Annotated in this window: 24 protein-coding genes and 1 riboswitch; of the genes, 8 read left to right on the forward strand and 16 right to left on the reverse strand. The window is 71.2% G+C overall.

Going from position 1 to position 24893, the window contains the following annotated elements; translation table 11 throughout:
• Nucleotides 1-26: 26 nt before the first annotated feature.
• From ACZ4VL_RS14115 to ACZ4VL_RS14125, 3 genes are all read right to left on the reverse strand, one after another.
• On the reverse strand, nt 27-1052 hold the full coding sequence (locus tag ACZ4VL_RS14115; RefSeq protein WP_468199540.1) for a C40 family peptidase: 1026 nt from the start codon (nt 1050-1052) through the stop codon (nt 27-29).
• A 271-nt stretch (nt 1053-1323) separates the two neighbouring features.
• On the reverse strand, nt 1324-2688 hold the full coding sequence (locus ACZ4VL_RS14120; RefSeq protein ID WP_468199634.1) for an NYN domain-containing protein: 1365 nt from the start codon (nt 2686-2688) through the stop codon (nt 1324-1326).
• Nucleotides 2689-2729: 41 nt separating this feature from the next.
• Nucleotides 2730-2969, reverse strand: a complete 240-nt coding sequence (locus tag ACZ4VL_RS14125) for a hypothetical protein (RefSeq protein WP_385823629.1) — start codon at nt 2967-2969, stop codon at nt 2730-2732.
• A 127-nt stretch (nt 2970-3096) separates the two neighbouring features.
• Here ACZ4VL_RS14125 and ACZ4VL_RS14130 point away from each other — a divergent pair, with 127 nt between their 5' ends.
• Nucleotides 3097-3819, forward strand: coding sequence for a rhomboid family intramembrane serine protease (locus ACZ4VL_RS14130; protein ID WP_468199542.1), 723 nt, complete (start codon nt 3097-3099; stop codon nt 3817-3819).
• Nucleotides 3816-4097, forward strand: coding sequence for an Lrp/AsnC family transcriptional regulator (locus ACZ4VL_RS14135; RefSeq protein ID WP_468199545.1), 282 nt, complete (start codon nt 3816-3818; stop codon nt 4095-4097). The genes ACZ4VL_RS14130 and ACZ4VL_RS14135 overlap by 4 nt, the downstream gene beginning before the upstream one ends.
• A gap of 51 nt (nt 4098-4148) precedes the next feature.
• Here the strand turns inward: ACZ4VL_RS14135 and ACZ4VL_RS14140 are convergent, their stop codons facing one another.
• From ACZ4VL_RS14140 to ctaE, 7 genes are all read right to left on the reverse strand, one after another.
• Nucleotides 4149-4739 (reverse strand): ferredoxin family protein, encoded by a 591-nt coding sequence (locus ACZ4VL_RS14140; RefSeq protein ID WP_468199547.1) that lies wholly within the window; start codon nt 4737-4739, stop codon nt 4149-4151.
• Between the two features lie 13 nt (nt 4740-4752).
• Nucleotides 4753-6174, reverse strand: coding sequence for an aminotransferase class V-fold PLP-dependent enzyme (locus ACZ4VL_RS14145; RefSeq protein WP_468199549.1), 1422 nt, complete (start codon nt 6172-6174; stop codon nt 4753-4755).
• 247 nt (nt 6175-6421) lie between these two features.
• Nucleotides 6422-6538, reverse strand: a riboswitch (SAM riboswitch).
• A gap of 90 nt (nt 6539-6628) precedes the next feature.
• Nucleotides 6629-7693, reverse strand: coding sequence for an anthranilate phosphoribosyltransferase (trpD, locus tag ACZ4VL_RS14150; RefSeq protein ID WP_468199552.1), 1065 nt, complete (start codon nt 7691-7693; stop codon nt 6629-6631).
• 149 nt (nt 7694-7842) lie between these two features.
• Nucleotides 7843-9468, reverse strand: coding sequence for a cytochrome bc1 complex cytochrome b subunit (gene qcrB / locus ACZ4VL_RS14155; RefSeq protein ID WP_468199554.1), 1626 nt, complete (start codon nt 9466-9468; stop codon nt 7843-7845).
• Nucleotides 9465-10523: a cytochrome bc1 complex Rieske iron-sulfur subunit gene (gene qcrA, locus ACZ4VL_RS14160; RefSeq protein ID WP_468199556.1), complete on the reverse strand. Its 1059-nt coding sequence runs from the start codon at nt 10521-10523 to the stop codon at nt 9465-9467. Before qcrA ends, qcrB begins: the two co-directional genes overlap by 4 nt.
• Nucleotides 10520-11329 carry a cytochrome bc1 complex diheme cytochrome c subunit gene (gene qcrC, locus ACZ4VL_RS14165; protein ID WP_468199558.1) on the reverse strand — a complete coding sequence of 270 codons (810 nt, stop codon included), beginning with the start codon at nt 11327-11329 and terminating at the stop codon, nt 10520-10522. Before qcrC ends, qcrA begins: the two co-directional genes overlap by 4 nt.
• Nucleotides 11330-11406: 77 nt before the next feature.
• The gene (gene ctaE / locus ACZ4VL_RS14170; RefSeq protein WP_468199561.1) at nt 11407-12027 is read right to left on the reverse strand and encodes an aa3-type cytochrome oxidase subunit III; all 621 of its coding nucleotides are present in this window, start codon (nt 12025-12027) and stop codon (nt 11407-11409) included.
• Between the two features lie 187 nt (nt 12028-12214).
• Here ctaE and ACZ4VL_RS14175 point away from each other — a divergent pair, with 187 nt between their 5' ends.
• Complete coding sequence (locus ACZ4VL_RS14175; protein WP_361088393.1) at nt 12215-12616, forward strand: hypothetical protein; 402 nt, start codon at nt 12215-12217, stop codon at nt 12614-12616.
• Between the two features lie 93 nt (nt 12617-12709).
• On the opposite strand, the gene ACZ4VL_RS14180 is transcribed toward ACZ4VL_RS14175, so the two are convergent.
• The 4 genes from ACZ4VL_RS14180 to ctaC form a co-directional block, all read right to left on the reverse strand.
• A complete protein-coding gene (locus ACZ4VL_RS14180; protein WP_468199564.1) occupies nt 12710-13954 on the reverse strand; it encodes a L,D-transpeptidase in 1245 nt (414 codons plus the stop codon).
• A gap of 127 nt (nt 13955-14081) precedes the next feature.
• Nucleotides 14082-14480: a cytochrome c oxidase subunit 4 gene (locus tag ACZ4VL_RS14185; RefSeq protein ID WP_468199566.1), complete on the reverse strand. Its 399-nt coding sequence runs from the start codon at nt 14478-14480 to the stop codon at nt 14082-14084.
• Nucleotides 14477-16201 (reverse strand): aa3-type cytochrome oxidase subunit I, encoded by a 1725-nt coding sequence (gene ctaD, locus ACZ4VL_RS14190; protein WP_468199568.1) that lies wholly within the window; start codon nt 16199-16201, stop codon nt 14477-14479. Before ctaD ends, ACZ4VL_RS14185 begins: the two co-directional genes overlap by 4 nt.
• On the reverse strand, nt 16198-17169 hold the full coding sequence (gene ctaC, locus ACZ4VL_RS14195; RefSeq protein WP_468199570.1) for an aa3-type cytochrome oxidase subunit II: 972 nt from the start codon (nt 17167-17169) through the stop codon (nt 16198-16200). The genes ctaD and ctaC overlap by 4 nt, the downstream gene beginning before the upstream one ends.
• A 283-nt stretch (nt 17170-17452) precedes the next feature.
• On the opposite strand from ctaC, the gene ACZ4VL_RS14200 reads away from it, so the two are divergent.
• Nucleotides 17453-18832 carry an aminotransferase class V-fold PLP-dependent enzyme gene (locus ACZ4VL_RS14200; protein WP_468199572.1) on the forward strand — a complete coding sequence of 460 codons (1380 nt, stop codon included), beginning with the start codon at nt 17453-17455 and terminating at the stop codon, nt 18830-18832.
• A 57-nt stretch (nt 18833-18889) separates the two neighbouring features.
• Here the strand turns inward: ACZ4VL_RS14200 and ACZ4VL_RS14205 are convergent, their stop codons facing one another.
• Nucleotides 18890-19867: a carbohydrate kinase family protein gene (locus tag ACZ4VL_RS14205; protein WP_468199574.1), complete on the reverse strand. Its 978-nt coding sequence runs from the start codon at nt 19865-19867 to the stop codon at nt 18890-18892.
• A gap of 132 nt (nt 19868-19999) precedes the next feature.
• Here ACZ4VL_RS14205 and ACZ4VL_RS14210 point away from each other — a divergent pair, with 132 nt between their 5' ends.
• Entirely contained in the window at nt 20000-20215 is a 216-nt protein-coding gene (locus tag ACZ4VL_RS14210) for a hypothetical protein (RefSeq protein WP_468199577.1), read from the forward strand.
• 79 nt (nt 20216-20294) lie between these two features.
• Entirely contained in the window at nt 20295-21767 is a 1473-nt protein-coding gene (locus ACZ4VL_RS14215) for a hypothetical protein (RefSeq protein ID WP_468199579.1), read from the forward strand.
• A 91-nt stretch (nt 21768-21858) separates the two neighbouring features.
• Here ACZ4VL_RS14215 and ACZ4VL_RS14220 read toward each other — a convergent pair whose 3' ends face one another.
• On the reverse strand, nt 21859-22440 hold the full coding sequence (locus ACZ4VL_RS14220; RefSeq protein ID WP_468199581.1) for an HD domain-containing protein: 582 nt from the start codon (nt 22438-22440) through the stop codon (nt 21859-21861).
• A 179-nt stretch (nt 22441-22619) separates the two neighbouring features.
• Here ACZ4VL_RS14220 and ACZ4VL_RS14225 point away from each other — a divergent pair, with 179 nt between their 5' ends.
• Both ACZ4VL_RS14225 and ACZ4VL_RS14230 read left to right on the forward strand, forming a co-directional pair.
• Complete coding sequence (locus ACZ4VL_RS14225; RefSeq protein ID WP_468199583.1) at nt 22620-23864, forward strand: helix-turn-helix domain-containing protein; 1245 nt, start codon at nt 22620-22622, stop codon at nt 23862-23864.
• An 89-nt stretch (nt 23865-23953) separates the two neighbouring features.
• On the forward strand, nt 23954-24184 hold the full coding sequence (locus ACZ4VL_RS14230) for a hypothetical protein (protein WP_468199585.1): 231 nt from the start codon (nt 23954-23956) through the stop codon (nt 24182-24184).
• Nucleotides 24185-24893: the final 709 nt, after the last annotated feature.

Consider the following 24893-nt stretch of genomic DNA (forward strand, 5'->3'; position numbering starts at 1 on the left):
CGGTGCCGGGCGGTCGGGGACCGCGGTCAGATGCGGACGCCGAACTGGGGCGACATGTAGCTGATCTTCTCGTACTTGATGCCGCCGCGCGGGTTCGAGGCGTGCAGGGTCATGCCGTTCCCCGCGTACAGGCCGACGTGGTGCAGGTCGGAGTAGAAGAACACCAGGTCGCCGGGCTGCAGCTCGCTGAGGGGGATGCGGGTGCCCTCCTCGGCCTGGGTCCAGGTGGTGCGGGTGATGCTCACACCGGCCTGCCTGTACGCCCACTGCGTCAGCCCGGAGCAGTCGAAGGCACTGGGGCCGGTGGCGCCGGAGACGTACGCGTAGCCCAGCTTGGTCTTGGCGGCCGCCAGGGCGGCGCCGGCCCGGCCGGAGGCCTTCACGTTGCCGAGGTCGGCGCTGGCGGCGTCCGCCCGGCCGGCGCGGCTGTCCTCGTCCTTGAGCTGCTGGCGCTCCTGCGCGGTCAGGGTGTTGAGGAGGGACTGGGCCTCGGCGAGCTTGCCCTGGGAGGCCTTCTTCTTCTCGCCGAGTTCCTTGCGGGTGGCGTCGAGGTCGGCGAGCTTGCCGGCGGCCTCCTGGCGCTGCTGCGCGAGGCTGCGCTGCTTGGCCTGGATCTTCTGGACGGCTTCGACCTGCTTGCCCGTCAGCTGCTGGAGGGTGGAGGCCTTGTCGAGGTAGGTCTCGGGATCGCCGGAGAGGAAGAGGGCGACGGACTGGTCCATGCCGCCGGTGCGGTACTGGGCGCTGGCCATCGAACCCAGCGTGGAGCGCAGCTGGTTGAGCTCCTCCTGGCCGCGGGCGACCTGGTCCTGGAGCTGGCTGATCTCCTTCTCCAGCTTCTCCTGGCGCTCCTTGGCCTGGTTGGACTTCTCGGTGGCCTGCTCGGCCTCCTCGTAGAGGGCGTCGACCTTGGCCTTGACCTCGTCCTTGCTCGGCTGGTCGGGCGCGGCGGAGGCGCTGTGCGCGGAGAGGGCGACGGCTGCGGCGGCCGTGGCGGTGAGCACGGTCACGCGGGCGCGGCCCGGCTGCTTGGGTCGACGGTGGGACGCCACGAGCCGGGCTCCTTTACTCGCACCGCCGGGAGAGGGGCGCGGCGCGTCACGCGCGCGCAAGCCGGCGACACCCCCGCCGACACCCCGAATGGGTGATCTACCGCACGAAGGTTTGACCAGACCCTAGTGACCCCCGCTTGATCACTTCAAATCCCCTCCGGAAAAAACCCGGCCCCCGACCAGGTTCTTTACCTTCAGCGCACGCTCCGTACCGGCGAGTTGACGGTACGTTCCCCAACGGCGTGACCAAATCGGGCATTACGCCGAGGAGTTAGGAAACGCGCGAAAGCCGCTTCAGGAGCAAAGCGGACGTTACGGGTCGGGCTCCGGCCTTCGCCACCCCGTCGGCCACCTCGCGGTCCGTCGAGACCACGACCACCGGCCGGCCCGGCGGCTCCGCGCGCACCAGCTGGCGGATCAGCTCGTCCGCCGTGACGCCCGGCTTGGAGAACAGCACCCGCACCCCGCGCGGCGGCGCCAGCAGCACCGGCGCGGCCAGCTCCGCCCCGTCGAAGACGCAGGTGATCTCCGCGCCGGTCTGCGCGGCCAGCATCGACAGCCCGCCCAGGAGCCGCAGCCGCTGCTTCTCCAGCGGCATCGTCGGATAGCCGGTCTTGGTCACGTTGTAGCCGTCGACGACGAGGTGCACCTGAGGCAGCGCCAACAACTGGTCCAGCAGCGCCGGATCGGTCTCCGACAGTGCCCGGGCCGCGATGTCCTTCGGGCTCATCCGGCCCGGCTCCACCGCGTCCACCGTCTCGGCGGGCCGCGTCGACACCGGTGGCAGCGCCAGTTCCCGGCGCAGCCCCTGGGCCGCGTCCAGCACCGTGTCCAGCAGCAGCCGCAGCCGCATGTCCTCGACGCTGCGGCCCTCGCGCACGGCCCGGCGGGAGGTCTCCAGCGCCGCCTCGGCCTCCGCCAGCCGGGACTTGAGCCGGCGCGCCTCGCTCTCGGCGGCCGCCACCTGCCCGGCCGCCTCGGCACGGATCCCCTCGATCTCAGCCGTGAGCTTGCGCAGGGCCGCCTCGCCCCGCTTGACGTCGCTCAGGGCGCTGCGCAGCTTGCGCTGAAGCGATTCCGCTTCCTTCCGGGCCGCTTCCAGCTCGCCGCGCACCTGCTCGCCGCCGTGCCGCTGGAGCTCCCGTACGTGGGCCAGCTCCTCGCGGAGCCGGTCCGCTTCGCGCCGGGCCTCCTCGTCCGCCCGCTCGGCGTCGACGCGCTGCGCCTCCTCACCGGCGGCGGACACCAGCTTCGCCCAGCCCGGCGGCCGCAGGACGTACGCGGCGGCGGCCACGTCCAGCGGGTCGGCGGCCGCGGGCGGGGCGCCGGACTCCAGCGCCCCGGCCAGCTCCGCCTGGGCCTCGCGCACCTTCTCGGCGACGCGGCCGCGGAAGACGGCGTCCGTCTCCACGGCCGCGGCCATGGCGTTGCCCGCGAACTTGGCGCGCCGGCTCGGGGTGAACCGGGCGTACTGGCGCAGCTGTCCCGGCAGGTCCGCGACCGTCAGGGCGCCGAAGGCGTCCGAAACGAGCGCGACGACCCGGCGCCGCACGCCCTCCGGCAGCGGGCGGTCGAGCACCTCGGCGGCGGCGTCGGCCGCATCGGCCGGGTCAGCGCCGCTTCCTGGCTCCACAATCCGTCACCCCTACCGTGTCTTCTCGGTGGGGCGCGGCTCCGTCAGGAGTCCGCGCCCGGCCTGTCCACAAGTTCGATCTGGTCCACCGCGTTGCACCAGCGGCAGCGGACCGACTCGATGGTCTCACTGACCACCTCGCGCTCCTCGACCTTGGGCTCTCCGGCGAGATCCAGGTGGACGTACTCCACGACCTTCGACGAACGAGTGACGTCGAAACGCGTGAGGTTGCCGCACAGGGTGCAACGCCACCGGGTGCCATCGGTCGGCAGGGGAACCGTCATCAGGCCGCACTCTCCTTCGTAGCTCTTTCAATTAAAGCCGCCGTCCGTAGGAATCGGCGGACCGCAGCACGTAACCCTACGGCCTGCCGGGGCGTGGGAAGGGGCCGGTCGGGTCATGCTCAATCGCATGATCGTAAAGTGGCGGACCCTGCGCGCGGCCGCCCGGGGCCCGGTGGTCACCCATGCGCTGATCGCCGCCTGCTGCGCGGTGTTCCTCCTCGGTCCGGCCTCGGGCCTGAACCCCTCGTACGGGACCGGTGATCAGCTGCTGGAGACGGGGACCGCGTACTTCCGGCACTGGGGCGTGGTCCCGGACGAACTGTTCGGGGGGTCCGTGCGGGCCCTGCTGACCCCGCTGACCGCCCTGTTCGTCCACGGCAGCTGGCTGCACCTGCTGGGCAACCTGCTCTTCCTGCACGTCTTCGGGGCGATGACCGAGGAGCGGATGGGCCGCGCGGCCTTCCTCTGCTTCTACGTCTGCACGGGCTACCTCGCGCTCGCGGCGTACGCCGCGGCCAACGCCGCCTCCGGGGAGACGCTGGTCGGGGCGTCCGGTGCGATCTCGGCCGTGCTGGGGGCGTTCCTGTACCTGTTCCCGCGCGCCCGGGTGACGAGCCTGTTCCCCTTCCTGTTCTTCCTGCCGCTGCGGTTGCCCGCATGGCTCGTCCTGCTGTTCTGGTTCGCCCTGCAGTGGGTGGCGGCGCACCGGGCGGGCAGCGGGCCCGGGGTGGCGTACCTGGCGCACCTGGTGGGCTTCTCCCTCGGCTTCGTCCACGCATGGGTGCGCTACCGGCGTACGACTAGAGTGAGGCGACCAGCGACGGCCACCGAGGGAGACAGCCAGCCATGATCACCGCGATCGTGCTCATCAAGACCAGCGTGGACCGCATCCCCGAGATCGCCGAGTCCATCGCGGCGCTGGACAACGTCAGCGAGGTCTACTCCGTCACGGGCACCTACGACCTCATCGCCCTGGTGCGCGTGGCCCGCCACGAGAACCTGGCGGACATCATCCCCGGCCGCATCAGCAAGATCCCGGGCGTGGAGGCGACGGACACGCACGTGGCGTTCCGCACCTACTCCCAGCACGACCTGGAAGCGGCCTTCGCCATCGGCCTGGACAACTAGCCGCCGCGTCGCCGCCCGTCGCCGCGTCGCCGTTCCTCGCCGCTCCCGGCGTCAGAGCCGCGGCAGGGCCTCGCCGGGCCCTGCCGGCCGGCGCTCGGCCAGCCAGAACAGGTAGCCGCGCAGGTGGTCCGCGAGGTCCCCGTCGATGTGGGCGAGGTAGGCCCGCGCCCCGCCGGCCGCCTCCCGCTCCTGCTCGTGCGGGGACACGGACCAGGCGCGCTCGATGCGCGCCGCCCACTCGCGGACCCGTTCCCGTTCCCGCCACCAGTCCCTGACCAGCTCAGGGGTCCAGTGCGCGTCCCCGTCGGCTCCGTATCCGGCGAAGGGGTCGCACTCCGCGGCGCACAGCAGGTCGTAAGTCTCCTGCTGCGTGCGCGGCTGGCGGTAGACGAACTCCTGACCGTACTCGTCGTCGTACATCACGTGACCGGGCGCGCACAGCCGCCCGGTCCAGCAGGTGTCGGTGTCGGCCGCGTAGAACGGCCCGGGGACGTCCCGCCGGCTGCGCTTCTCCCACCGGCCGGGCTCGGCTGCCGACCGGTCCGCGGCGACGAGACCGCAGCCGGGCGTCCACTGCGGCAGCGGGTGTCCGGCGGCTGCCCGGACGGTCGGCAGCGGATCCCAGTACGGCGTGTGCGTCATGGCCGCCAGCCTGTCACACGGCGGGGACGCAGCGGCCGTCCTCCGTGCGGTACTGCCACCGGGCACCCTCGGTGACGAGCTCCCGGACCGCGCGGACGAACCGCTCCACGTGCTCGTCGGGGGTGCCGGCGCCGAAGCTCACCCGGATCGCGTTCAGCGACCTCTCCCCCGGCCCCGCCTCCGGGGCCCCGCACGCGCCGGGCTCCTGCGGGGCGCTGCCGAGCAGGGTGCGCACCAGCGGGTGGGCGCAGAACAGGCCGTCGCGGACGCCGATGCCGTACTCGGCCGACAGGGCCGCGGCGAAGTGGGAGCTGTTCCAGCCCTCCACCACGAAGGAGAGGACACCGACGCGCGGGGCGTCGTCCCCGAACAGGGAGAGGATCCGGACCTGCGGGACGTCCGCGAGGCCCGCGCGGACCCGCGCGATCAGCTCGTGCTCGCGGGCGACGAGCCGGTCGAAGCCCGCCTCGGTCAGGGCGCGGCAGGCGGAGGCGATGGCGTAGACGCCGATGACGTTGGGGGATCCGGCCTCGTGCCGGGCGGCCGTGGTGTGCCACTCGACGTCGACGCCGCCGTCCGCGCGGCGGGCGACGGTACGGGAGGCCCCGCCGCCGGCCAGGTACGGCTGCGCCTGCCGGAGCCAGTCGGCCCGGCCGGCCAGCACGCCCGAGCCGAAGGGCGCGTACAGCTTGTGCCCGGAGAAGGCCACCCAGTCCACGTCGAGGTCCCGCACGGAGACGGGGTGGTGGGGGGCCAGCTGGGCGGCGTCGAGGACGATCCGGGCGCCGTGGGCGTGCGCGGCGGCGGTGAGCTCCCGCACCGGCCACAGCTCTCCGGTGACGTTGGATGCGCCGGTGACGCAGACGAGGGCCGGGCCGTGGGGGTCGCGGTCGGCGAGGGCCCGTTCCAGGGTGGCGACGGCCTCGTCCGGGGTGCGCGGCGCGTCGAGGTAGGTGACACGGGCGTCGTCCCAGGGCAGCAGCGAGGCGTGGTGCTCGGTCTCGAAGACGAAGACCCGGCAGTCGGCGGGCAGGGCGGAGGCGAGCAGGTTGAGGGAGTCGGTGGTGGAGCGGGTGAAGACCACCTGGTCGGCCGGACGGCAGTCGAGGAACGCGGCGACCGCGGCCCGGCTCTGCTCGAACAGGTCGGTGGAGAGCTGCGAGAGGTAGCCCGCCCCGCGGTGCACGCTGCCGTAGTACGGGGCGTACGCGGCGACGTCGTCCCAGACGCGCTGGAGGGCGGGGGCGCTGGCGGCGTAGTCGAGGGCCGCGTAGGTGACTTCGCCGCCGGTGACGAGCGGGACGGTGACGTCGCGGCCGAGGACCGGGAGCGGCCCGGCACAGGCGGCGCCGTCGGCGTCGGTGACGGCGGAAGCGGCGGTGACGGGGGCGGCGGAAGCGGCGACGGCGGGGGCGGCGTTCAGGAATGCGGACATGGCGGAATCTCCCGGCGGGCAGGGCGGAACGGCTTCGGATGTCACCCGTCCGCGGGTACGGCGCAGCGGCCGGCCGGGGAACGGGGAATGCCTCGGAGCACGGGTCGGGCCGGGGCGTACGCGGCTGCCCGGGTACGCGCGGGGAAGGGACCCTGGTCCGAGGGGTGGAGAAGGGGCGGAGCCGCCCTATCGCATTCGCTTGCTCACGGAAAACGCTCCTCGAGGACCAGGACCCCTGGTGTCGAGGGATCCGCGCTTGCCGCGGACCTCGCTGCCCGCGGCCTGGTCATCACCCGGGGCACCCCGCCACGGAAGGAGGGTTGCCGGACAGCAAGCCGGGGCCAAAACGCTGTCACTCGTGACCTGGTCAGTCATCCTGCCACAGGATCCGGCACGCGCAAGACCCCGGTCCGCATGCCGGACCGGGGTCTTGGCTGAAAATGATCTGTCAGGTTCAGGCGTTGCTGGCGGCCACCCAGCGCTCCAGGGCGGCCTGGGCCGCGCCCGAGTCGATGGCCCCCGCGGCCCGCTCGATGCCCGCCCGGATCTGCTCCTCCAGGGAGCCGCTGCCCGGGTCCAGGGCCACCAGGGCCGCGGCCGAGTTCAGCAGCACCGCGTCCCGTACGGGGCCGGTCTCGCCGGCCAGCAGCCGCCGGGCGACGTCCGCGTTGTAGGAGGCGTCGGCGCCCCGCAGCTCGGCGACGTCCACCAGGCCGATGCCCACGTCGCGCGGGTCGAAGGCCTGCTCCTGCACCCGCCCGTCGCGCACCCACCAGACCCGGGAGGTGGCGGTGGTGGTCAGTTCGTCCAGGCCGTCGTCCCCGCGGAACACCAGGGCCGAGGAGCCCCGCTCCGCGAGCACGCCCGCGACGATGGGCGCCATCCGGGCGTCGGCGACGCCGGTGGCCTGTGCCCGGACCCGCGCCGGGTTGGTCAGCGGGCCGAGGAAGTTGAAGGTGGTGCGGATGCCCAGCTCGCGGCGGGCCGGGGCCACGTGCCGCAGCGCCGGGTGGAACTTCACGGCGAAGCAGAAGGTGATGCCGGCCTCCTCGGCCACCTGCGCCACCCGGGCCGGGGCCAGGTCCAGGTTGACGCCGAGCTTCTCCAGCACGTCGGAGGCCCCGCTCGCCGAGGACGCGGCCCGGTTGCCGTGCTTGACCACCTTGGCGCCGGCTCCGGCCACCACGATGGAGGACATGGTCGAGATGTTCACGGTCTTGGCGCCGTCGCCGCCGGTGCCGACGATGTCCACGGTCCGGCCGGGCACCTCGATCAGGTTGGCGTGCGCGTACATGGTCCGCACCAGGCCGTTGATCTCCTCGACCGTCTCCCCCTTGGCCCGCAGGGCGACCGCGAAGCCCGCGATCTGGGCGTCGGTGGCCTCCCCGCGCATGATCCGGTCCATGGCCCACGCCGTGTCGTCGGCGTGCAGGTCCCGGCCCGAGAGCAGCGTGTCCAGTACGGCCGGCCAGGCACGGGCCGCCACGCTGTCGCCGCCTGCCGGGGTCACAACGTTCATGGTCCGCTCCTGAGGGTCCACAGTCGAATGAGAAGAGGCCTTCAGCCTATCCAGGCCGGGGAGACGGCGAAGAGCCCCGTCCATTCGCTGGACGGGGCTCTTGCCGTGGGCGACACCGGGACTGACCGAAATCAGACCCTCACGCGGGATCAGTGGTGGCCGTGGCCGCTCTGGATCTCCTTGTACTCCTCCACCGTGGGCTTCGGAATCTGGTTGCCTTCGCCGTACATGCCCTGGCTGAGCTTGGCGCGGAGCTTCTCCGACGCCTTGACCTTCCGCTCGACGCCGTTCTCGTCGACCGTCGGGCCCAGCTCCAGCGGCTTGTACTGCTCGTGCGCGGTGAGCGTGTGCAGCTTGGCCTGGTCCAGGGTCTCGTGGACCTCGATGAACTCACCGTGCGGCAGCCGCTTGATGACACCGGTCTCGCGACCGTGCAGCACCTTGTCGTGGTCCCGGCGCTGCAGGCCGAGGCAGATCCGCTTGGTGGCGATGAACGCGACCACCGGGACGACGAAGAAGCCGATGCGGACGAACCAGGTGATGTTGTTGATCGAGAGGTGGAAGTACTGGGCGAACATGTCGTTGCCACCGCCGACCAGGAGCACGATGTACTCAGCGATCCAGGCGACACCGAACGCCGTACGGGTCGGGGCGTTGCGCGGGCGGTCCAGGATGTGGTGCTCGCGCTTGTCGCCGGTGACCCAGGACTCGATGAACGGCCACACCGCGATCGCGCCGAGGACCACCGGGAAGATCACCAGCGGGATGAACACGCCCAGGACGAGCGTGTGGCCCCACAGGTTGATCTCCCAGCCGGGCATGGCACGGATCAGGCCTTCCGGCATACCCATGTACCAGTCGGGCTGCGCACCGGTGGACACGTGGTCCGGGCGGTACGGGCCGAGCGCCCAGATCGGGTTGATCGAGGCGATCGCCGCGATGGCCGCGATGACACCGAAGACCAGGAAGAAGAAGCCTCCGGCCTTGGCCATGTAGACCGGCAGCAGCGGCATGCCGACGACGTTGTCGTTGGTCTTGCCGGGACCCGCGAACTGGGTGTGCTTGTGGTAGAAGACCAGGATCAGGTGGGCCACCAGCAGACCCATCATGATGCCGGGCAGCAGCAGGATGTGGATCGAGTAGAACCGGGCGACGAAGTCGCCGCCGGGGAACTCGCCGCCGAAGAGGAAGAACGAGATGTACGTGCCGACGACCGGCACGGACAGGATCGCGCCCTCCATGAAGCGGACACCGGTGCCCGAGAGCAGGTCGTCCGGCAGGGAGTAACCGGTGAAGCCGGTGAACATGCCGAGGACCAGCAGCAGGAAGCCGAAGACCCAGTTGACCTCACGCGGCTTGCGGAACGCGCCGGTGAAGAAGACGCGCATCATGTGCACGACCATGCCGGCGACGAAGATCAGCGCGGCCCAGTGGTGGATCTGCCGGATGAGCAGACCACCGCGGACGTCGAAGCTGATGTCCAGCGTCGAGGCGAAGGCCTCGGACATCCGGACGCCCTGCATCGGCACGTACGAGCCGTGGTACACGACCTCGTTCATGCTCGGGTGGAAGAACAGCGTCAGGTACACACCCGTGAGGATGATGATGATGAAGCTGTAGAGGCAGACCTCACCCAGCATGAAGGACCAGTGGTCCGGGAAGATCTTGCGCATGTTCGCCTTGGCGAGGGTGTAGATGCCCAGGCGGCCGTCCGCCCAGTCAGCCACGCGCTCGCCGGCGGGCGCCTTGCGCTTCGTGTCAGTGGCGGTACTCATCCGCGCTCCCAGAATGCAGGACCGACGGGCTCCTCGAAGTCGCCGAGCGCCTCAAGGAAACCTTCGCGGTTCACGCCGATCCGCAGCTGCGGAAGGGCGTGGCCGGCGGGACCGAAGATCACGCGACCGCCGTCGGAGAGGTCGAAGGTGGACTGGTGGCACGGGCAGAGCACGTGGTGCGTCTGCTGCTCGTACAGGCTGATCGGGCAGCCGACGTGGGTGCAGATCTTCGAGTAGGCGACGATGCCGTCGTGGGACCACTCGAGTTCCTGCTTGTCCTTGATGTCCTCCGGCTGGATGCGGACGATCATCAGGGCGGCCTTGGCGATCTCGTTGTTGAAGTCGTGCGCGTCCTCCTCCAGGCCCTCGGGCATGACGAAGGTCAGCGAACCGACCGGGACGTCCTCGGGACGCAGCGGCTCCAGAGTGTTCTGGTTGATGAGCAGCTTGCCCTTGGCCCACAGGGTGTGGCGCAGCTTCTGCTCGGGCAGCGGGCCCAGGTCGCGCATGATCACGACGGCGGACAGCGGCAGCATGGCCAGCGCGCCGAGCATCGTGTTGCGGATCAGCGGACGGCGGGCGATGCCGGACTCGTTCGCACCGTCGGCGAAGTCCTGCATGACCTTCGCCTTGACCTCGGGCGAAGCCGCGACCTCGTGGCGGTCGTCGGCGACCTCGACGTCGGACATCAGGGTGCGGGCCCAGTGGACCGCGCCCGCGCCGATGCAGAAGAGGGCCAGGCCGAGGCTGATGCCCAGGGCGAAGTTGAGCGCGCTGATCTTCCCGAGCGGGAAGAGGAACACGATCTTGTCGACCGGGATGACCACGTAGGACGCGATGAACGCGACCGTGGCCAGCATCGACACCGTGAACAGCATCGCCACGGTGCGCTCGGAGCGCCTCGCGGCCCGCTCGTCGATGTCCTGGATACGCGGCTTGTGGACCGGCAGGCCCGGGTCCGCGAAGGGGTCGTCCGCGACCGCTACACCGGCGTGGTGCTCGTCGCCCTGCTCGCTCGGCAGGTGCTTTTCTTCGGGAATGTCTTGGCTACTCATGACTTCTTGGCCTTAGCGGTGTGGGCCGCGACCCAGACGGCGACAGCGATCAGCGCACCCAGACCGAAGATCCAGCCGAACAGGCCCTCCGAGACGGGGCCGAGGCCGCCGAGCTTCAGACCGCCGGGGCTGACGGACTTCTCGCCGTTCACGTTCTGGAGGTACGCGATGATGTCCTTCTTCTGCTTCTCCGGCATCGTGGTGTCGGGGAAGGAGGGCATGTTCTGCGGGCCGGTGATCATGGCCTCGTAGATGTGCTTCGGCGAGACGCCCTCGAGGTTCGGGGCGTACTTGCCGTCGGTCAGCGCGCCGCCCTCGCCGGTGAAGTTGTGGCACTGCGCGCAGTTGTTGCGGAACAGCTCGCCACCCCTGGCGACGTCGGCGCCGGCCGGGTCGTACTGCTTCTCGGTGGGCGTGATCGGACCGGCACCGAGGGAGGCGATGTACGCCGCCAGCTGGTCGATCTGCGCCTGCGAGTAGATGGTGGGCTTCTTCGGCACCTGGGCGCCGGGCTGCTGGGCGGGCATACGGCCCGTGCTCACCTGGAAGTCGACGGCCGCGGAGCCGACGCCGACCAGGCTGGGGCCGTCAGTGGTTCCCTGACCGCCGGTTCCGTGGCAGCTTGCGCAACCCACGGCGTAGAGCTTCTGGCCCTCCTCGATGGCGAGGGACTGGGCGGTTTCATCGGCCTGCGCCTTGCCCGCGGGGGCGAAGGCGGCGTACAGCCCCCCAGTGGCCGCCAGCGCGAGGAGTAGAACGACGACCGCCGCCAGCGGATGGCGTCGTCGTGCGGAGAGCTTTTTCACGGATTACCCCGGTGTCAGGATCTTCTGCGTCGGTGTTTCTGGCTGTCGGTGCCGGGTCTGGCCCGGTGACGTGTTCGCTACTTGATCAGGTAGATCGTCGCGAAGAGGCCGATCCAGACGACATCGACGAAGTGCCAGTAGTAGGACACGACGATGGCCGACGTGGCCTGTTCGTGGGTGAACCTCTTGGCGGCGTACGTCCGGCCGAGGACCAGCAGGAAGGCGATGAGGCCGCCCGTCACGTGCAGTCCGTGGAAGCCGGTGGTCAGGTAGAAGACCGAGCCGTACGGTCCGGACGAGAGCGAGATGCCCTCGTGCTTGACCAGCTCGGTGTACTCGAACACCTGGCCGCCGATGAAGATCGCGCCCATGACGAACGTGATGATGAACCACGTCCGGAGCTTCTTCACGTCACCGCGCTCGGCGGCGAAGACGCCGAGCTGGCAGGTGAGGGAGGAAAGCACCAGGATCGTGGTGTTCGTCGCCGAGAAAGGCAGGTTCAGGGCCGATGCCTGCTCCGTCCAATACTCGGAACCCGTCACCGATCGCAGGGTGAAGTACATCGCGAAGAGGGCCGCGAAGAACATCAGCTCGGAACTCAACCAGATGATGGTTCCGACGCTGACGAGGTTCGGTCGGTTGACCGTCGGGTGCGCGTGCCCGGTATCTACTGTCGTTGCTGTCGCCACGACCGACATTATGTCGGTCGCTTATCCGGCCCTCACGCCGGGGGGTGCCGTTCGGAGTGTCCGGTGCCCGTGCAGGGCCCGAACGGCCCATCGACCAGGCGTGCGCGAGGGTGTGCGAACCGATGTTGACACCGGGTCGGGAGGAGTAGCATCCCGCGCAACACCAACGTGGTTCACGGCAGCGTGGAGGAACGAAATGCGGTCGACTGCACGGGTTCTGGTCTACAGCGACGACGCGAACACCCGGCAGCAGGTGCGCCTGGCGGCCGGCCGCCGGCCCGCCGCGGACCTGCCGCCGGTGGAGTTCACCGAATGCGCCACGCTGCCCGCCGTCCTGGCCGAGCTGGACGCGGGCGGCATCGACGTGTGCGTCCTGGACGGGGAGGCCGTCCCGGCCGGCGGCATGGGGGTGTGCCGGCAGATCAAGGACGAGGTCTTCCGCTGCCCGCCGGTGCTGTTGCTGATGGGCCGTCCGCAGGACGCCTGGCTGGCCACCTGGAGCCGTGCGGACGCGGCGGTGACCCTTCCGGTCGACCCGGTGGAGTTCGCGGACGCCCTGGCGCGCCTGCTGCGCGCACGGCTGTCCCTGGACGCGTAAAGGGGCGGGCGGCGGTGCGCAGGGCCGCGTACGGTCCCCTGCGCACCGGCCGCGGGCCGTTCCTGCGGCGGGGGCCCGGCGCCGGTGCGGGGCTCAGACCCGCGGGCGCAGCCGGGCCTGGTCGACGGGGGTGCGGCCGTCCTGGGTGTCCTTGAGCAGGGCGCTGCCCTGGCGCCAGTCCTTCCAGTTCATGTTCCAGTCGCCGTAGCCGTTGCCGAAGGCGGGCATGTCCTCGCCGATGCTGTTGACGACCTGTACGAGGTCGCCCTCGGTGATGTTCTCGAAGAACCAGGCCGCGTTGCCCGTGCTCATGCCGGTGCAGCCGTGGCTGACGTTCTCGTAGCCCTGGGAGCCGACGGACCACGGGGCGGCGTGGACGTATTCACCACTCCAGGTGACACGGGTGGCGTAGTAGACGGGCAGGTCGTAGTTCTCGCTGCCGCCGATGCCCACGGTGTCGCCGCGCATCCGGACGAAGTACTGCTTGCCGAGCACCACCTTGACGCCGTTGCGGGTGGAGAAGCCCGGCTTGCCGGTGGTCACCGGAATGGTGTTGATCACTTCTCCGTTGCGCTTGAACGTGAGGTTGTGGGTGGCGGCGTCGGTGAGGACCTCGACGCGGTCCCCGATCTCCAGCCTGACCGGCTTGCTGGCGGCGCCGTGCATGGCCCCGGTGATCCTGACCCCCTCCAGGTTGCTCCGTACGGAGACGGCGGAGTGCGCGGGCCAGTACTCCTTGGGCCTGAAATGGAGGTGCTTGTCGTCGACCCAGTGCCAGGCGCCCTCGACGCCGGGTGGGGTGTCGACGACCAGGCCCTTCTCCACGACCGCGCGGGCGGCCCGGTCCGTCACGGGCTCGTCCAGTTCGGCCGTGATGGGCTGTCCGACGCCGTATTTGCCGTCCAACGGGCCGAATTCGACCCTCAGGACCTTCTTGGCCGGAGTGGTGTCGAACGTCAGCGTGCGCTGCCCGGGAGCGCCCCGTTCGTCCTCCGTGCTCACGGTGACCGTGTACCGCGTTCCGGCGGCCATGGGGGCGGTGCTGTGCCAGCGGTCGCCCGTGGCGGTGAGTTCGCCCGCCAGACGGCGGCCGAGGCCGTCCACGGCGGTGACGTCGGTGATACGGCCGCCGGCCGACTTGGCGGTGACCTCCAGGGGGCGGTTGTGGTCGACCGGGCGGCCGCCCTGGGCCTGGTTGAAAGCGACTTGGTCGCCCGCGTCGTAGGGGCGGGCGGACAGCGGGTTGTCGCCGGGCCCGCAGGCGGTGGCGCCGGCACCGAGGGACGCGGCCATCAGGGAGCAACCGACGACCGTCCAGAGACGCGGTGAGTGCTTCATGGGGCCAACGCTATGAAAATCAGACAAAAACGGCGCGTGGTGTCACTCCAAAAGAGGGGCCCGGACTCCTCCGTTCGAGGAGTCCGGGCCCCGGACACCGGCCGTCGGGCCGGGTACTGCTTGACCGCTACTGGTTCTGGTTCTCACCGCGGTAGTACTCGTACACCCAGCCCCACAGGCCGATCAGGATGATCGGGGCCGAGAAGTACATGAGCCACCAGCCGAAGATGACGCCCATGAAGGCGAGCGCACCACCGATGGCCAGCGAGAGCGGCTGCCAGCTGTGCGGGGAGAAGAACCCCAGCTCGCCGGCCTCGTCGGCGACTTCGGCCTCCAGGTTGTCCTGGGCCATCTCGTCGACGCGCGCGGCCGTGAAGGCCAGGTAGTAACCGATCATCACGCTCAGGCCGAAGGCCAGGAAGAGCGCGGTGGTCCCCACGGGCTCCTTCGACCACACGCCGTACACGACGGCCATGATCAGAATGAAGGCGGAGAGCCAGAGGAACATCTTGCCCTGGATCTTCACTTGCCGGCCTCCTTGGCACCGGTGACGGCCTTGGCGCCGTGGTCCTCGAGGTGGTCGAGGGCCGCGATCTCCGGGTGGTGGAGGTCGAAGGCCGGCGACTCACTGCGAATGCGCGGCAGGGTGAGGAAGTTGTGCCGCGGCGGCGGGCAGGACGTCGCCCACTCGAGCGAACGGCCGTAGCCCCACGGGTCGTCGACCTCGATCTTCTTGCCGTACTTGGCGGTCTTCCAGACGTTGTACATGAACGGCAGCATCGACAGGCCGAGCACGAACGAGCTGATCGTCGAGATCGTGTTCAGCGTGGTGAAACCGTCGGCGGCGAGGTAGTCCGCGTAACGACGCGGCATGCCCTCGGCGCCCAGCCAGTGCTGCACCAGGAAGGTGCCGTGGAAGCCGATGAACAGCGTCCAGAAGGTGATCTTGCCGAGACGCTCGTCCAGCATCTTGCCGGTGAACTTCGGCCACCAGAAGTGGAAGCCGGCGAACATCGCGAACACCACGGTGCCGAAGACGACGTAGTGGAAGTGCGCGACGACGAAGTACGAGTCGGAGACCTGGAAGTCCATCGGGGGCGAGGCCAGGATGACGCCGGTCAGACCACCGAAGGTGAAGGTGACCAGGAAGCCGATCGTCCAGAGCATCGGGGTCTCGAAGGACAGCGAGCCCTTCCACATGGTGCCGATCCAGTTGAAGAACTTCACACCGGTCGGGACCGCGATCAGGAAGGTCATGAAGGAGAAGAACGGCAGCAGCACACCGCCGGTGACGTACATGTGGTGGGCCCACACGGTCACCGAGAGACCGGCGATCGCGATCGTCGCGGCGATCAGACCGATGTAACCGAACATCGGCTTACGGCTGAAGACCGGAATGATCTCGGAAACGATGCCGAAGAACGGTAGGGCGATGATGTACACCTCTGGGTGTCCGAAGAACCAGAAGAGGTGTTGCCAGAGCAGTGCGCCGCCGTTGGCCGCGTCGAAGACGTGGGCCCCGAACTTGCGGTCGGCCTCCAGCGCGAAGAGCGCGGCGGCCAGCACCGGGAAGGCGAGCAGGACCAGGACACCGGTCAGCAGCACGTTCCAGGTGAAGATCGGCATGCGGAACATCGTCATGCCCGGAGCGCGCATGCAGATGATCGTGGTGATGAAGTTGACCGAGCCGAGGATGGTGCCGAAGCCGGAGAAGGCCAGACCCATGATCCACATGTCGGCGCCGATGCCCGGCGAGCGGACCGCGTCCGACAGCGGGGAGTAGGCGAACCAGCCGAAGTCGGCGGCACCGTTCGGGGTGACGAAGCCGGCCACCGCGATGGTCGAGCCGAAGAGGTACAGCCAGTACGCGAACATGTTCAGCCGCGGGAACGCCACGTCGGGCGCACCGATCTGCAGCGGCATGATCCAGTTCGCGAAGCCGGCGAACAGCGGCGTGGCGAACATCAGCAGCATGATCGTGCCATGCATGGTGAACGCCTGGTTGAACTGCTCGTTCGACATGATCTGCGTGCCCGGACGGGCCAGCTCGGCGCGCATGAAGAGCGCCAGGAGACCGCCGATCAGGAAGAACACGAACGACGTGACCAGGTACAGCGTACCGATGGTCTTGTGGTCGGTCGTGGTCAACCACTTCACGGCCACGCTGCCGGGCTGCCTGCGCCGCACCGGCAGCTCGTTTTCATACGAGTCGGCGGCGGCACCCTGGGGTTCGTTGAGGATGCTCACAGTTTGTTCGTCTCCGCATTCCGGGCCGGGTCGGTCTGCTTGATGCCGGCCGGGAGGAAGCCGGTCTGCCCCTTCTCGGCCAGTTCCTTCAGGTGCGCCCGGTATTCCTCGGGCGAGACGACCTTGACGTTGAAGAGCATCCGGGAGTGGTCGACACCGCAGAGCTCGGCGCACTTACCCATGAAGACGCCCTCCTGGGAAGGCGTGACCTCGAAGACGTTGGTGTGGCCCGGGATGACGTCCTGCTTGAAGAGGAACGGGACCACCCAGAACGAGTGGATGACGTCGTTCGAGGACAGGATGAAACGGACCTTCTCGCCCTTGGGGAGCCAGAGGGTCGGACCCGGGTTACCCGTCTCCAGGTTCTTGTCGCCGGGGATGCCCTTCTCGTAGACGCCTTCGGCGCCCGCCGGGAAGTCCTTGGTGAAGCGGTCCGGAATGGAGGCCAGCTCCTTGGGAGCCTTGCCGCCCTTCGGGGTCGCCCCGTCACCGTCGACGTTCTCGATGTAGTTGAAGCCCCAGCTCCACTGGAAGCCGACCACGTTGATGGTGTGCGCCGGCTTCGAGAGGGCGAGAAGCTTGGACTCGTCACGCGCGGTGAAGTAGAACAGCACCGAGACGATGATGAGCGGGACCACGGTGTACAGCGCCTCGATGGGCATGTTGTACCGGGTCTGCGGGGGGACCTCCACCTTCGTCCGGCTGCGCCGGTGGAAGATGACGCTCCACAGGATCAGGCCCCACACCAGGATGCCGGTGACCAGAGCGGCCGCCCACGACCCCTGCCACAGGGACAGGATGCGGGGCGCCTCCTCCGTGACGGGGTAGGGGAATCCGAGGCGGGGGAAGTCTTCCCAGTTGTACGAGCAACCAGTGGCGGTCGCCAGAACCACGCCCGCAGTCAGCGCCTGCAGCAGCTTCCGCCGCATCGGGCGCCGCGGCGAGCGGTCGGAGCCGTAGGGACTCACGTAGCGCCTTCCCGAGAGTCTCGGCCCGCGCGGCCGGCCGCGGCCGTGTTCGGGTCGGTCGCCGGCCCTGACGCAGGCAGGGGTTTGGATGTTTATGCGGACCAAACCCTACTGGACGCTATTTGGGGTCGCGCGGGGAGGGTGCCCAACGCGCCGCTACTGCCCCCGAAGGGATGGATCCGCCGTACGGGGGACGGGCGGACACCCCCTGAACGGCGGGCTCCGGGGCGTATCTGACGGCCCCTGACCTGCTCTGTACGCCGACTCCCGTTAGCGTGACCGGATGCCGTACTTCGACACCGCGTCCGCCGCCCCGCTGCACCCCGTGGCCAGGCAGGCCCTCCAGGCCTCGCTGGACGAGGGCTGGGCCGACCCCGCCCGACTGTACCGCGAGGGCCGGCGCGCGCGGCTCCTACTGGACGCGGCGCGCGAGGCGGCCGCCGAGGCGGTGGGCTGCCGCCCCGACGAGCTCGTGTTCACTCCTTCGGGAACGCATGCCGTTCACTCGGGCATCGCGGGAGCCCTCGCCGGGCGCCGGCGCATCGGCGGCCACCTGCTCCTGTCCGCCGTCGAACACAGTTCCGTGCTCCATGCGGCCGAGGCGCACGCGGCGGCCGGCGGCAGCACCGCCCGGGTCCCGGTGGACCGGACGGGCGCGGCCTCGGCGGCCGGGTACGCCTCCGCCCTGACCCCCTCCACCGCGCTCGCCTGCCTGCAGTCGGCCAACCACGAGGTGGGCACGGTGCAGCCGGTGGCGGAGGTGGCCGAGGTGTGCGCGGCAGCCGGGGTGCCGTTGTTCGTGGACGCCGCCCAGTCGCTGGGCTGGGGTCCGGTCGAGGGCGGCTGGTCGCTGCTGGCCGCGAGCGCCCACAAGTGGGGCGGCCCGGCGGGCGTCGGCCTGCTGGCCGTCCGCAAGGGTGTCCGGTTCTCGCCCCAAGGCCCGGCCGACGAGCGGGAGTCGGGCCGCTCCCCCGGCTTCACCAACCTCCCGGCCGTCGTGGCGGCCGCCGCGTCGCTGCGCGCGGTGCGGGCCGAGGCGGAGGCCGAGGCGGCCCGGCTGCGGGTGCTGGTGGATCGGATCCGGCGGCGGGTGGCCCGGCTGGTGCCGGACGTGGAGGTGGTCGGCGATCCGGTGCGGCGGCTGCCGCACCTCGTCACCTTCTCCTGCCTGTACGTCGACGGCGAGACCCTGCTGCACGAGCTGGACCGCGCCGGCTACTCCGTCTCCTCCGGCTCCTCCTGCACCAGCTCCACCCTGACCCCGAGTCATGTGCTGCGGGCGATGGGCGTGCTGTCCGAGGGGAACGTACGGGTCTCACTGCCGCGGGGGACGACCGCGGAGGAGGTCAACGGCTTCCTGGAGGTCCTGCCCGGCGTGGTGGCCGGCGTACGGGCCACGCTCGGCGCGGCCGAGCCGGAGCCGCGGGCCCCCGTCGCCGAGTCGCTGGAGATCGACGCCCTGGGCCTGCGCTGCCCGCAGCCGGTGATCGAGCTGGCCCGGTCCATCGGCGGCGTCCCGGTCGGCGGGACCGTCACCGTCCTGTCGGACGACGAGGTGGCCCGGCTGGACATCCCGGCGTGGTGCTCGATGCGCGGCCACACCTATCTCGGGGAGTCGCCCCGCCCGACGGGGACGGCGTACACCGTCCGCCGCGAGCTCTGACCGGGCGGGGCTGCGCGCCCCGCCCGGTGCCGAGCGGCCGGTCCCGAGAGGCCGGGGTTACGCGGCCAGGTGCTCGCGGACCTCGGCGGCGGCGTCCTCGCCGTACGCCTTGGTGAAGCGCTCCATGAAGTGGGCGCGGGCCAGGGTGTACTCCTGGGTGCCCAGCGTCTCGATCACGAGCGTGGCCAGCATGCAGCCGACCTGCGCGGCGCGCTCCAGGCCCACGCCCCAGCCCAGGCCCGCCAGGAAGCCGGCGCGGAAGGCGTCGCCGACGCCGGTCGGGTCGACCTTGGCGGTCTCCTCCGGGCAGCCGACCGTGATGGTCTCCTCGCCGTCGCGCTCGATCCGGACGCCGCGCGAGCCGAGGGTGGTGACGCGGGTGCCGACCTTGGCGAGGATCTCCTCGTCGCTCCAGCCGGACTTCGTCTCGATGAGGCCCTTCTCGTACTCGTTGGAGAAGAGGTAGGTCGCACCGTCCATCAGCGTGCGGATGTTCTCGCCGTCCATGCGGGCGATCTGCTGGGAGAAGTCCGCGGCGAAGGGGATGCCGCGGGTCCGGCACTCCTCGGTGTGGCGGAGCATCGCCTCGGGGTCGTCGGCGCCGATGAGGACGAGGTCGAGGCCGCCGACGCGGTCCGCGACGGCCTTCAGCTCGATCAGGCGGGCCTCGCTCATCGCGCCCGTGTAGAAGGAGCCGATCTGGTTGTGGTCGGCGTCCGTGGTGCAGACGAAGCGGGCGGTGTGCAGCACCTCGGAGATCCGCACGGAGGCGGTGTCGACGCCGTGCCGGTCCAGCCAGGCGCGGTACTCGTCGAAGTCCGAGCCGGCCGCGCCGACCAGGACCGGGCGCAGGCCGAGCTGGCCCATGCCGAAGCAGATGTTCGGGCCGACGCCGCCCCGGCGCACGTCGAGGTTGTCGACGAGGAAGGAGAGGGAGACCGTGTGCAGCTGCTCCGCGACGAACTGGTCGGCGAAGCGGCCGGGGAAGGTCATGAGGTGGTCGGTGGCGATGGAGCCGGTGACTGCGATACGCACGGCGTGGATGCTCCTGCGAGGACGGCGAGGTTGACATTCAACGCTACCCGGTAACGGCCCCGCAGCCGACCGCACGAAACTACCCCGTAGTAGGCCTTTCTTCGCCCGACGTGACGCGCCTACCGTGCCCCCATGACCTATACCGATGGATTCGGCTACGGAGAGTACGCGTCCGACACGCGGCCGGGTTTTGCGCGGCTGCTCGGCGACTGCGCCAGGATGGCCCCGCACTGGGGGGTCCCGGCGGACCCGCGGCCGGCCAGGGTGGCGCCCTCGCAGATCCACGGGATCAGCGTTCCGCCCGCCTCGGCCCGGCTGATCGCCTCCACCGCCCAGTACGGCGATTAGGGCGCGCGGAACCGGTTTCGCCCCTGTTCCGTCACACCCGCATCAGCCAGCCACGGCGGTACGGGCGAAGGAGCATGCGGTGACCACCGAACAACCCGACACATCACGCGGCACACGGCGGCGGCCGGCCTGGGCCATCGGCTCGATCGCGGCCGCCGTCCTGCTCGCGGGCGGCGGCACGGCCTACTGGGCGTCGACGGCGTACGGCGACGGCCGACCGGGCGGCCGTACGGGGGACAGCGCGGCCGCGGCGCCCCGCGTCGCGCCGAGCCCCTCCGGGCCGGGCATCGCCCCCGGGGAACCGGACCCGCGGGGCAGCGGGGTGACCTACCGGGCGGAGGGCCAGCTCCCGTCGGCCCCGGCGGCCGCGCCCTCGTACGCCGCGACCGGCGAGGTCACCGCCGAGGAGGCGGCCCGGCTCGCCGCGGCCCTCGGCATCGCGGGCGCCCCGCGGCAGAGCGGCGACGACTGGCAGGCCGGGGAGGGCGCCGACGGCTTCGGGCCGCGGCTCACGGTGAGCCGGAAGGCGCCGGGCAGTTGGACCTTCACCCGCTTCCACTCGGGCGGCGGCGCGGGCGACGACTGCAAGCGCGGCAAGGACACCTGCGGGCCGGCGACCCTCCCCCAGGGTGCGGACGGCGGCGGCAGCGGCAAGCCCGCCGCAGGTGGGGGCGGCAGCCCGGTGGGCGAGGAGGCCGCCAGGGCGGCGGCCGCCCCGGTGCTCGCGGCGGTCGGCCAGAGCGGGGCCCGGCTGGACGCCCGCCTCACGCAGGGCTCCGTACGCGTGGTGACGGCCGACCCGGTGATCGGCGCCATGCCCACCCAGGGCTGGGCCACCAAGATCAGCGTGGGTGCGGACGGCCAGGTGGTGGCGGGCAGCGGCGAGCTGAAGGAACCGGCCCGGGCGGGCGAGCAGCCGGTGGTCGGGGCCGCGGAGGCCCTGGAACGGCTGAACCGGGCCTCGGGCGGGGGCGGCGGCGCGGACCGCGGACCGAGCGGCTGCGCGACCTCCGTCCCGCTGACCCCGGACGTCCCGGGGCCGTCGGACCCGCTGCCCTGCAACCCGGAACCGCGGCCGATCAAGCCGCCGCGGACCGAGACCGTGAAGGGCGCGGTGCTGGGGCTGGCCCCCGGGACCGTGAACGGGGCGCGGGGCCTGGTTCCGGCCTGGCACTTCGAGGTGGCGGGCAAGGACGGCGCGGCCGGGCACACCGTGGTCCAGCCGGCCGCGGCGGACGGCTCCGGCAGCGGCGACTCCGCCCGCCCGCCGGTCCCGACGGGCACCGGCCGGACGGTGCCCGGGTTCTCGTACACGGAGGCCGACCGGAAGCTGACGGTGAACTTCTGGGGCGGGGTGTGCAGCACCTACGCGCTGGAGGCCCGCGAGGAGGCCGGCTCGGTGATGGTGCGGATCACCGACACCCCGAACGAGCCGGGCCGGGCCTGCATCCTGATCGCCCAGGAGATGACCGCCACGGCAACCCTGAAGCAGCCGCTGGGCGACCGCAAGGTGGTCGACGCCACCACGGGCAAGCCCCTCCCCCACCAGTAACGGGGGCCGGCGCCCCCTCACCCCCGAACACGGAGGAGGCCCCGACGGTCGACGACCGAAGGGGCCTCCTTCGCACGCTCCCTGACCGGATTCAGTCCTTCTCCTCGCCCATGGCCGCCCGCAGCCAGTCCAGCGTGCCCTGGCCGAGCAGTTCGTCCGCCAGCCGCTTGCCGGTCTCCGTCGTGATCCTGGCGCGACTGTTGTCGATCCACCGTTGCGCGGCCGCGTGGCCCTGGGACTCGTACTCGATGCCCTGGAGCATGCACTCCAGCTTGTCGGCGTCGCGCGCGCAGACCGCCTCGGGCGAGTCGTGGGCCTCGTACTCGGCGACCAGGTCCCGGATCGCCGACGCCAGCGCGTCGGGCATGCCTGCGGTCTGGTCGGCCGTGACAGCCTGCGGGTCGGCGCCGGCCGCGTACTTCTTGCCCAGGTGGTTGACGTCCCCGGTACGGGTCTCCTGGGTGTCGTGCCAGACGGCGAGGAACGCCGCCCGCGCCGGGTCTGCGCCCTCCAGCTCGGCGATGACGGACGCGATGAGCGAGGTGCGCCACGAGTGCTCGGCGACGCTCTCGGGGTCCTTGACGCCCGCCAGCCACCAGCCCGTGCGGCGCGCGTGCTTGAGCGTGCCGGCTTCATAGAGGAAGCGGGCCACCGCGGACAGGTCGTCAGCCACTGGTTCTCCTCACTCACGCCTCGGCGAGGCGGATCGCGTACCGGATGCCCTCCGGCCCTCGGCGTCCACCCTCTCGCCCTTCGGATCCGGGCAGGCGCCTTGTGCGGTCTGGATCACACGGATGGGCCCTGCCCCCTACGCTGTGAGTGACGAGCTGCTAGGAGAGGGGCGAGGCCGCTATGTCCACCGACACCACCCCGGACCCGTATGCCGACCCGCTGGTGTTCGGCCAGAGAATGCAGATCCTCCGCCAACGCCGCGGGCTCACCCGCGAACAGCTCGGCGGCCTCGTGGCCCGGTCCGGTTCCTGGGTCAAGGCGGTCGAGACCGGCCGGCTGAAGACACCGGCCCTGCCGGTCATCCTGAGGATCGCCGAGGTACTGCGCGTACGGGACTTGTCGGACCTCACGGGGAACCAGTCCATGCGCGCCGACCTCTTCGCCGGCCCCGGGCACCCGCGGTTCGCCGCCGTCCGCGAAGCGCTGAACGCGTTCCCGGTTGCCGGTGGCCGGGAGGCGCCCCCCGCCGCCCATCTGGATGCGCGGCTTGCCCGGGCGTGGTCGGCACGGCATTCGGCGCCGAACCACCGCGAGGTGGTGGGCGCGCTGCTGCCCGATCTGATCCGGGACGCGCAGGCGGCGGTCCGGCAGGCGGAGACGATCGCCGACCGCAAGGCCGCCCAGGCCCGGCTGGCGGAGGTGTACGCCCTCGCGCAGTTCTTCTGCGCCTACCAGCCCGACGCGCCGCTCCTGTGGCGGGTCGCCGAGCGGGGCATGACGGCGGCCCAGGACTCCGAGGACCCGCATGCGATGGGCCTTGCCGCCTGGCTCACCACCCATGCCCACCGGGACAGCGGGGCGTACGACGCCGCGGACGCCATCACGGTGGAGACCCTCCGGTACCTGGAGCCGCTGCTCCCCGACGCCGGCACGGATGTGCGGGCCGTGGCCGGCGCGTTGACCGTCGAGGCCGGCCTGACGGCCGCGAAGCGCGGGGAGACCGGGACGGCATGGCGGTACTGGGACGAGGCCCGCGCGCTCGCGGAGTCGCTGCCGGAGGCGTACTACCACCCGGTGACGTCGTTCTCGCGGGCGGTCATCGGCGCGCACGCGGTCACGGTGGCGGTCGAGCTGCGCGCGGGCCGGGAGTCGGCGCGGCAGGCCGCCCGCGCGGAGGCGGAGGCGATTCCGTCCCGGCCGCGGCGGGCCCGGCACCGGATCGAGCAGGCGCGCGGCTACCACCTCGACGCGCAGCCCGACGTGGCGCTGGCCACCCTCGCGCAGGCCCACGCGACCGCACCGGAGACCGTGCAGTACAACGGCTATGCCCGCCGCATCGTCCTGGAAGAGGCCGAGTCGAAGAGCCCGGCCCGACGCCGTCGCGCGTCCGAACTGGCGCAGCGCCTCGGCCTTCTGACGGCCTGAAACAAAGGGGCACAATCCATGCCCCTGTCATCACGCACCGCGCCCTACCGTCGTCGCACCACCCGCTGACGACGGTAGGGAGAACGGCCATGGACGTACGCGAGAGCCCGGGCACGGAGCGGTTGGGCTCTTCGGTGCCGCACGCCTGGATCGGACGGCACGTCGAGGACGCGAACAGCGGCCGGTCCGGCCGCTTGATGGACGTCACCGTCGAACGCAGGCCGGGCGCCCCCAACGGGCGCCACGACGTCGCCTGGATCCGCGGCCGGGACGCACGGGAGTTCACCATCCCCGCCGCGCAGATGCGGGGGCCGTCGTGACGGCGCGGACCTCAGCCTGCGCCGAGGCGCCGCTCCCCGACTCGTTCTGGGACCTCACCATCGAGCAGGCGCGCGGCTACGCGTGCGTCACCTGCGGCAAGCTCCTGGAGGGCCCCCGCGCATACCGCGGCGTGGGTCATGGGCCACGACGGCGGATACCTCCTCGACGCCGACGTGTGGGCCTGCCTCCCGGGAGGCCCGGGGTGACGGACCCGGCCTCCTACCCGACCGGCACGCACATCTCCCGGCCGCCGCCCTGCCCTGGCTGCGGGGCGGAGCCGCTCCCGCTCGGCGGCCCGGAGGGCGGCGCCGTACTGCACGAGGCCGATTGCCGCCGGGCCGGACCACGGGACCCCGTCGCCGCCCGGCCGCGACAGGACGCCCCGTAACCGGTCCGCCGCCGGACGGCCGCGCCACGGACCGGACGCGTACCTGCACGGCCCGGCGGCGAACGTCGCCCGACCGGACCGTTCTCCTCTAAGGTCGGTCGCTACGTTACGCACGCGAAGAGTTGCGGTGAGTGAAGATCCTCAAGGGGAGCCGCGAGGGGTTTGGGTCGACCCCCGGTTCCGCGAGCTGGTGGCGGGCTGGGACAGGTCGCGGGTCGAGCACCGGCCCGGGGGGCGGCCCCGCCGGGTCTGCCCCCACGGGTTCGGGGTGACCGTCATGGTCGATCCGGAATCGCACGCGCCGCGGAACGTCCAGTGCG

It is taken from the genome of Streptomyces sp. NPDC029014, assembly GCF_055564695.1.

Excerpts from the sequence above, each read along its gene's own strand:
- ACZ4VL_RS14125 (WP_385823629.1), bottom strand. The coding sequence starts at position 2,969 with ATGACGGTTCCCCTGCCGACCGATGGCACCCGGTGGCGTTGCACCCTG.
- ACZ4VL_RS14130 (WP_468199542.1), top strand. The coding sequence starts at position 3,097 with ATGATCGTAAAGTGGCGGACCCTGCGCGCGGCCGCCCGGGGCCCGGTG.
- ACZ4VL_RS14135 (WP_468199545.1), top strand. The coding sequence starts at position 3,816 with ATGATCACCGCGATCGTGCTCATCAAGACCAGCGTGGACCGCATCCCC.
- ACZ4VL_RS14140 (WP_468199547.1), bottom strand. The coding sequence starts at position 4,739 with ATGACGCACACGCCGTACTGGGATCCGCTGCCGACCGTCCGGGCAGCC.
- ACZ4VL_RS14145 (WP_468199549.1), bottom strand. The coding sequence starts at position 6,174 with ATGTCCGCATTCCTGAACGCCGCCCCCGCCGTCGCCGCTTCCGCCGCC.
- trpD (WP_468199552.1), bottom strand. The coding sequence starts at position 7,693 with ATGAACGTTGTGACCCCGGCAGGCGGCGACAGCGTGGCGGCCCGTGCC.
- qcrB (WP_468199554.1), bottom strand. The coding sequence starts at position 9,468 with ATGAGTACCGCCACTGACACGAAGCGCAAGGCGCCCGCCGGCGAGCGC.
- qcrA (WP_468199556.1), bottom strand. The coding sequence starts at position 10,523 with ATGAGTAGCCAAGACATTCCCGAAGAAAAGCACCTGCCGAGCGAGCAG.
- ctaE (WP_468199561.1), bottom strand. The coding sequence starts at position 12,027 with ATGTCGGTCGTGGCGACAGCAACGACAGTAGATACCGGGCACGCGCAC.
- ACZ4VL_RS14175 (WP_361088393.1), top strand. The coding sequence starts at position 12,215 with ATGCGGTCGACTGCACGGGTTCTGGTCTACAGCGACGACGCGAACACC.
- ACZ4VL_RS14180 (WP_468199564.1), bottom strand. The coding sequence starts at position 13,954 with ATGAAGCACTCACCGCGTCTCTGGACGGTCGTCGGTTGCTCCCTGATG.
- ACZ4VL_RS14200 (WP_468199572.1), top strand. The coding sequence starts at position 17,453 with ATGCCGTACTTCGACACCGCGTCCGCCGCCCCGCTGCACCCCGTGGCC.
- ACZ4VL_RS14210 (WP_468199577.1), top strand. The coding sequence starts at position 20,000 with ATGACCTATACCGATGGATTCGGCTACGGAGAGTACGCGTCCGACACG.
- ACZ4VL_RS14225 (WP_468199583.1), top strand. The coding sequence starts at position 22,620 with ATGTCCACCGACACCACCCCGGACCCGTATGCCGACCCGCTGGTGTTC.
- ACZ4VL_RS14230 (WP_468199585.1), top strand. The coding sequence starts at position 23,954 with ATGGACGTACGCGAGAGCCCGGGCACGGAGCGGTTGGGCTCTTCGGTG.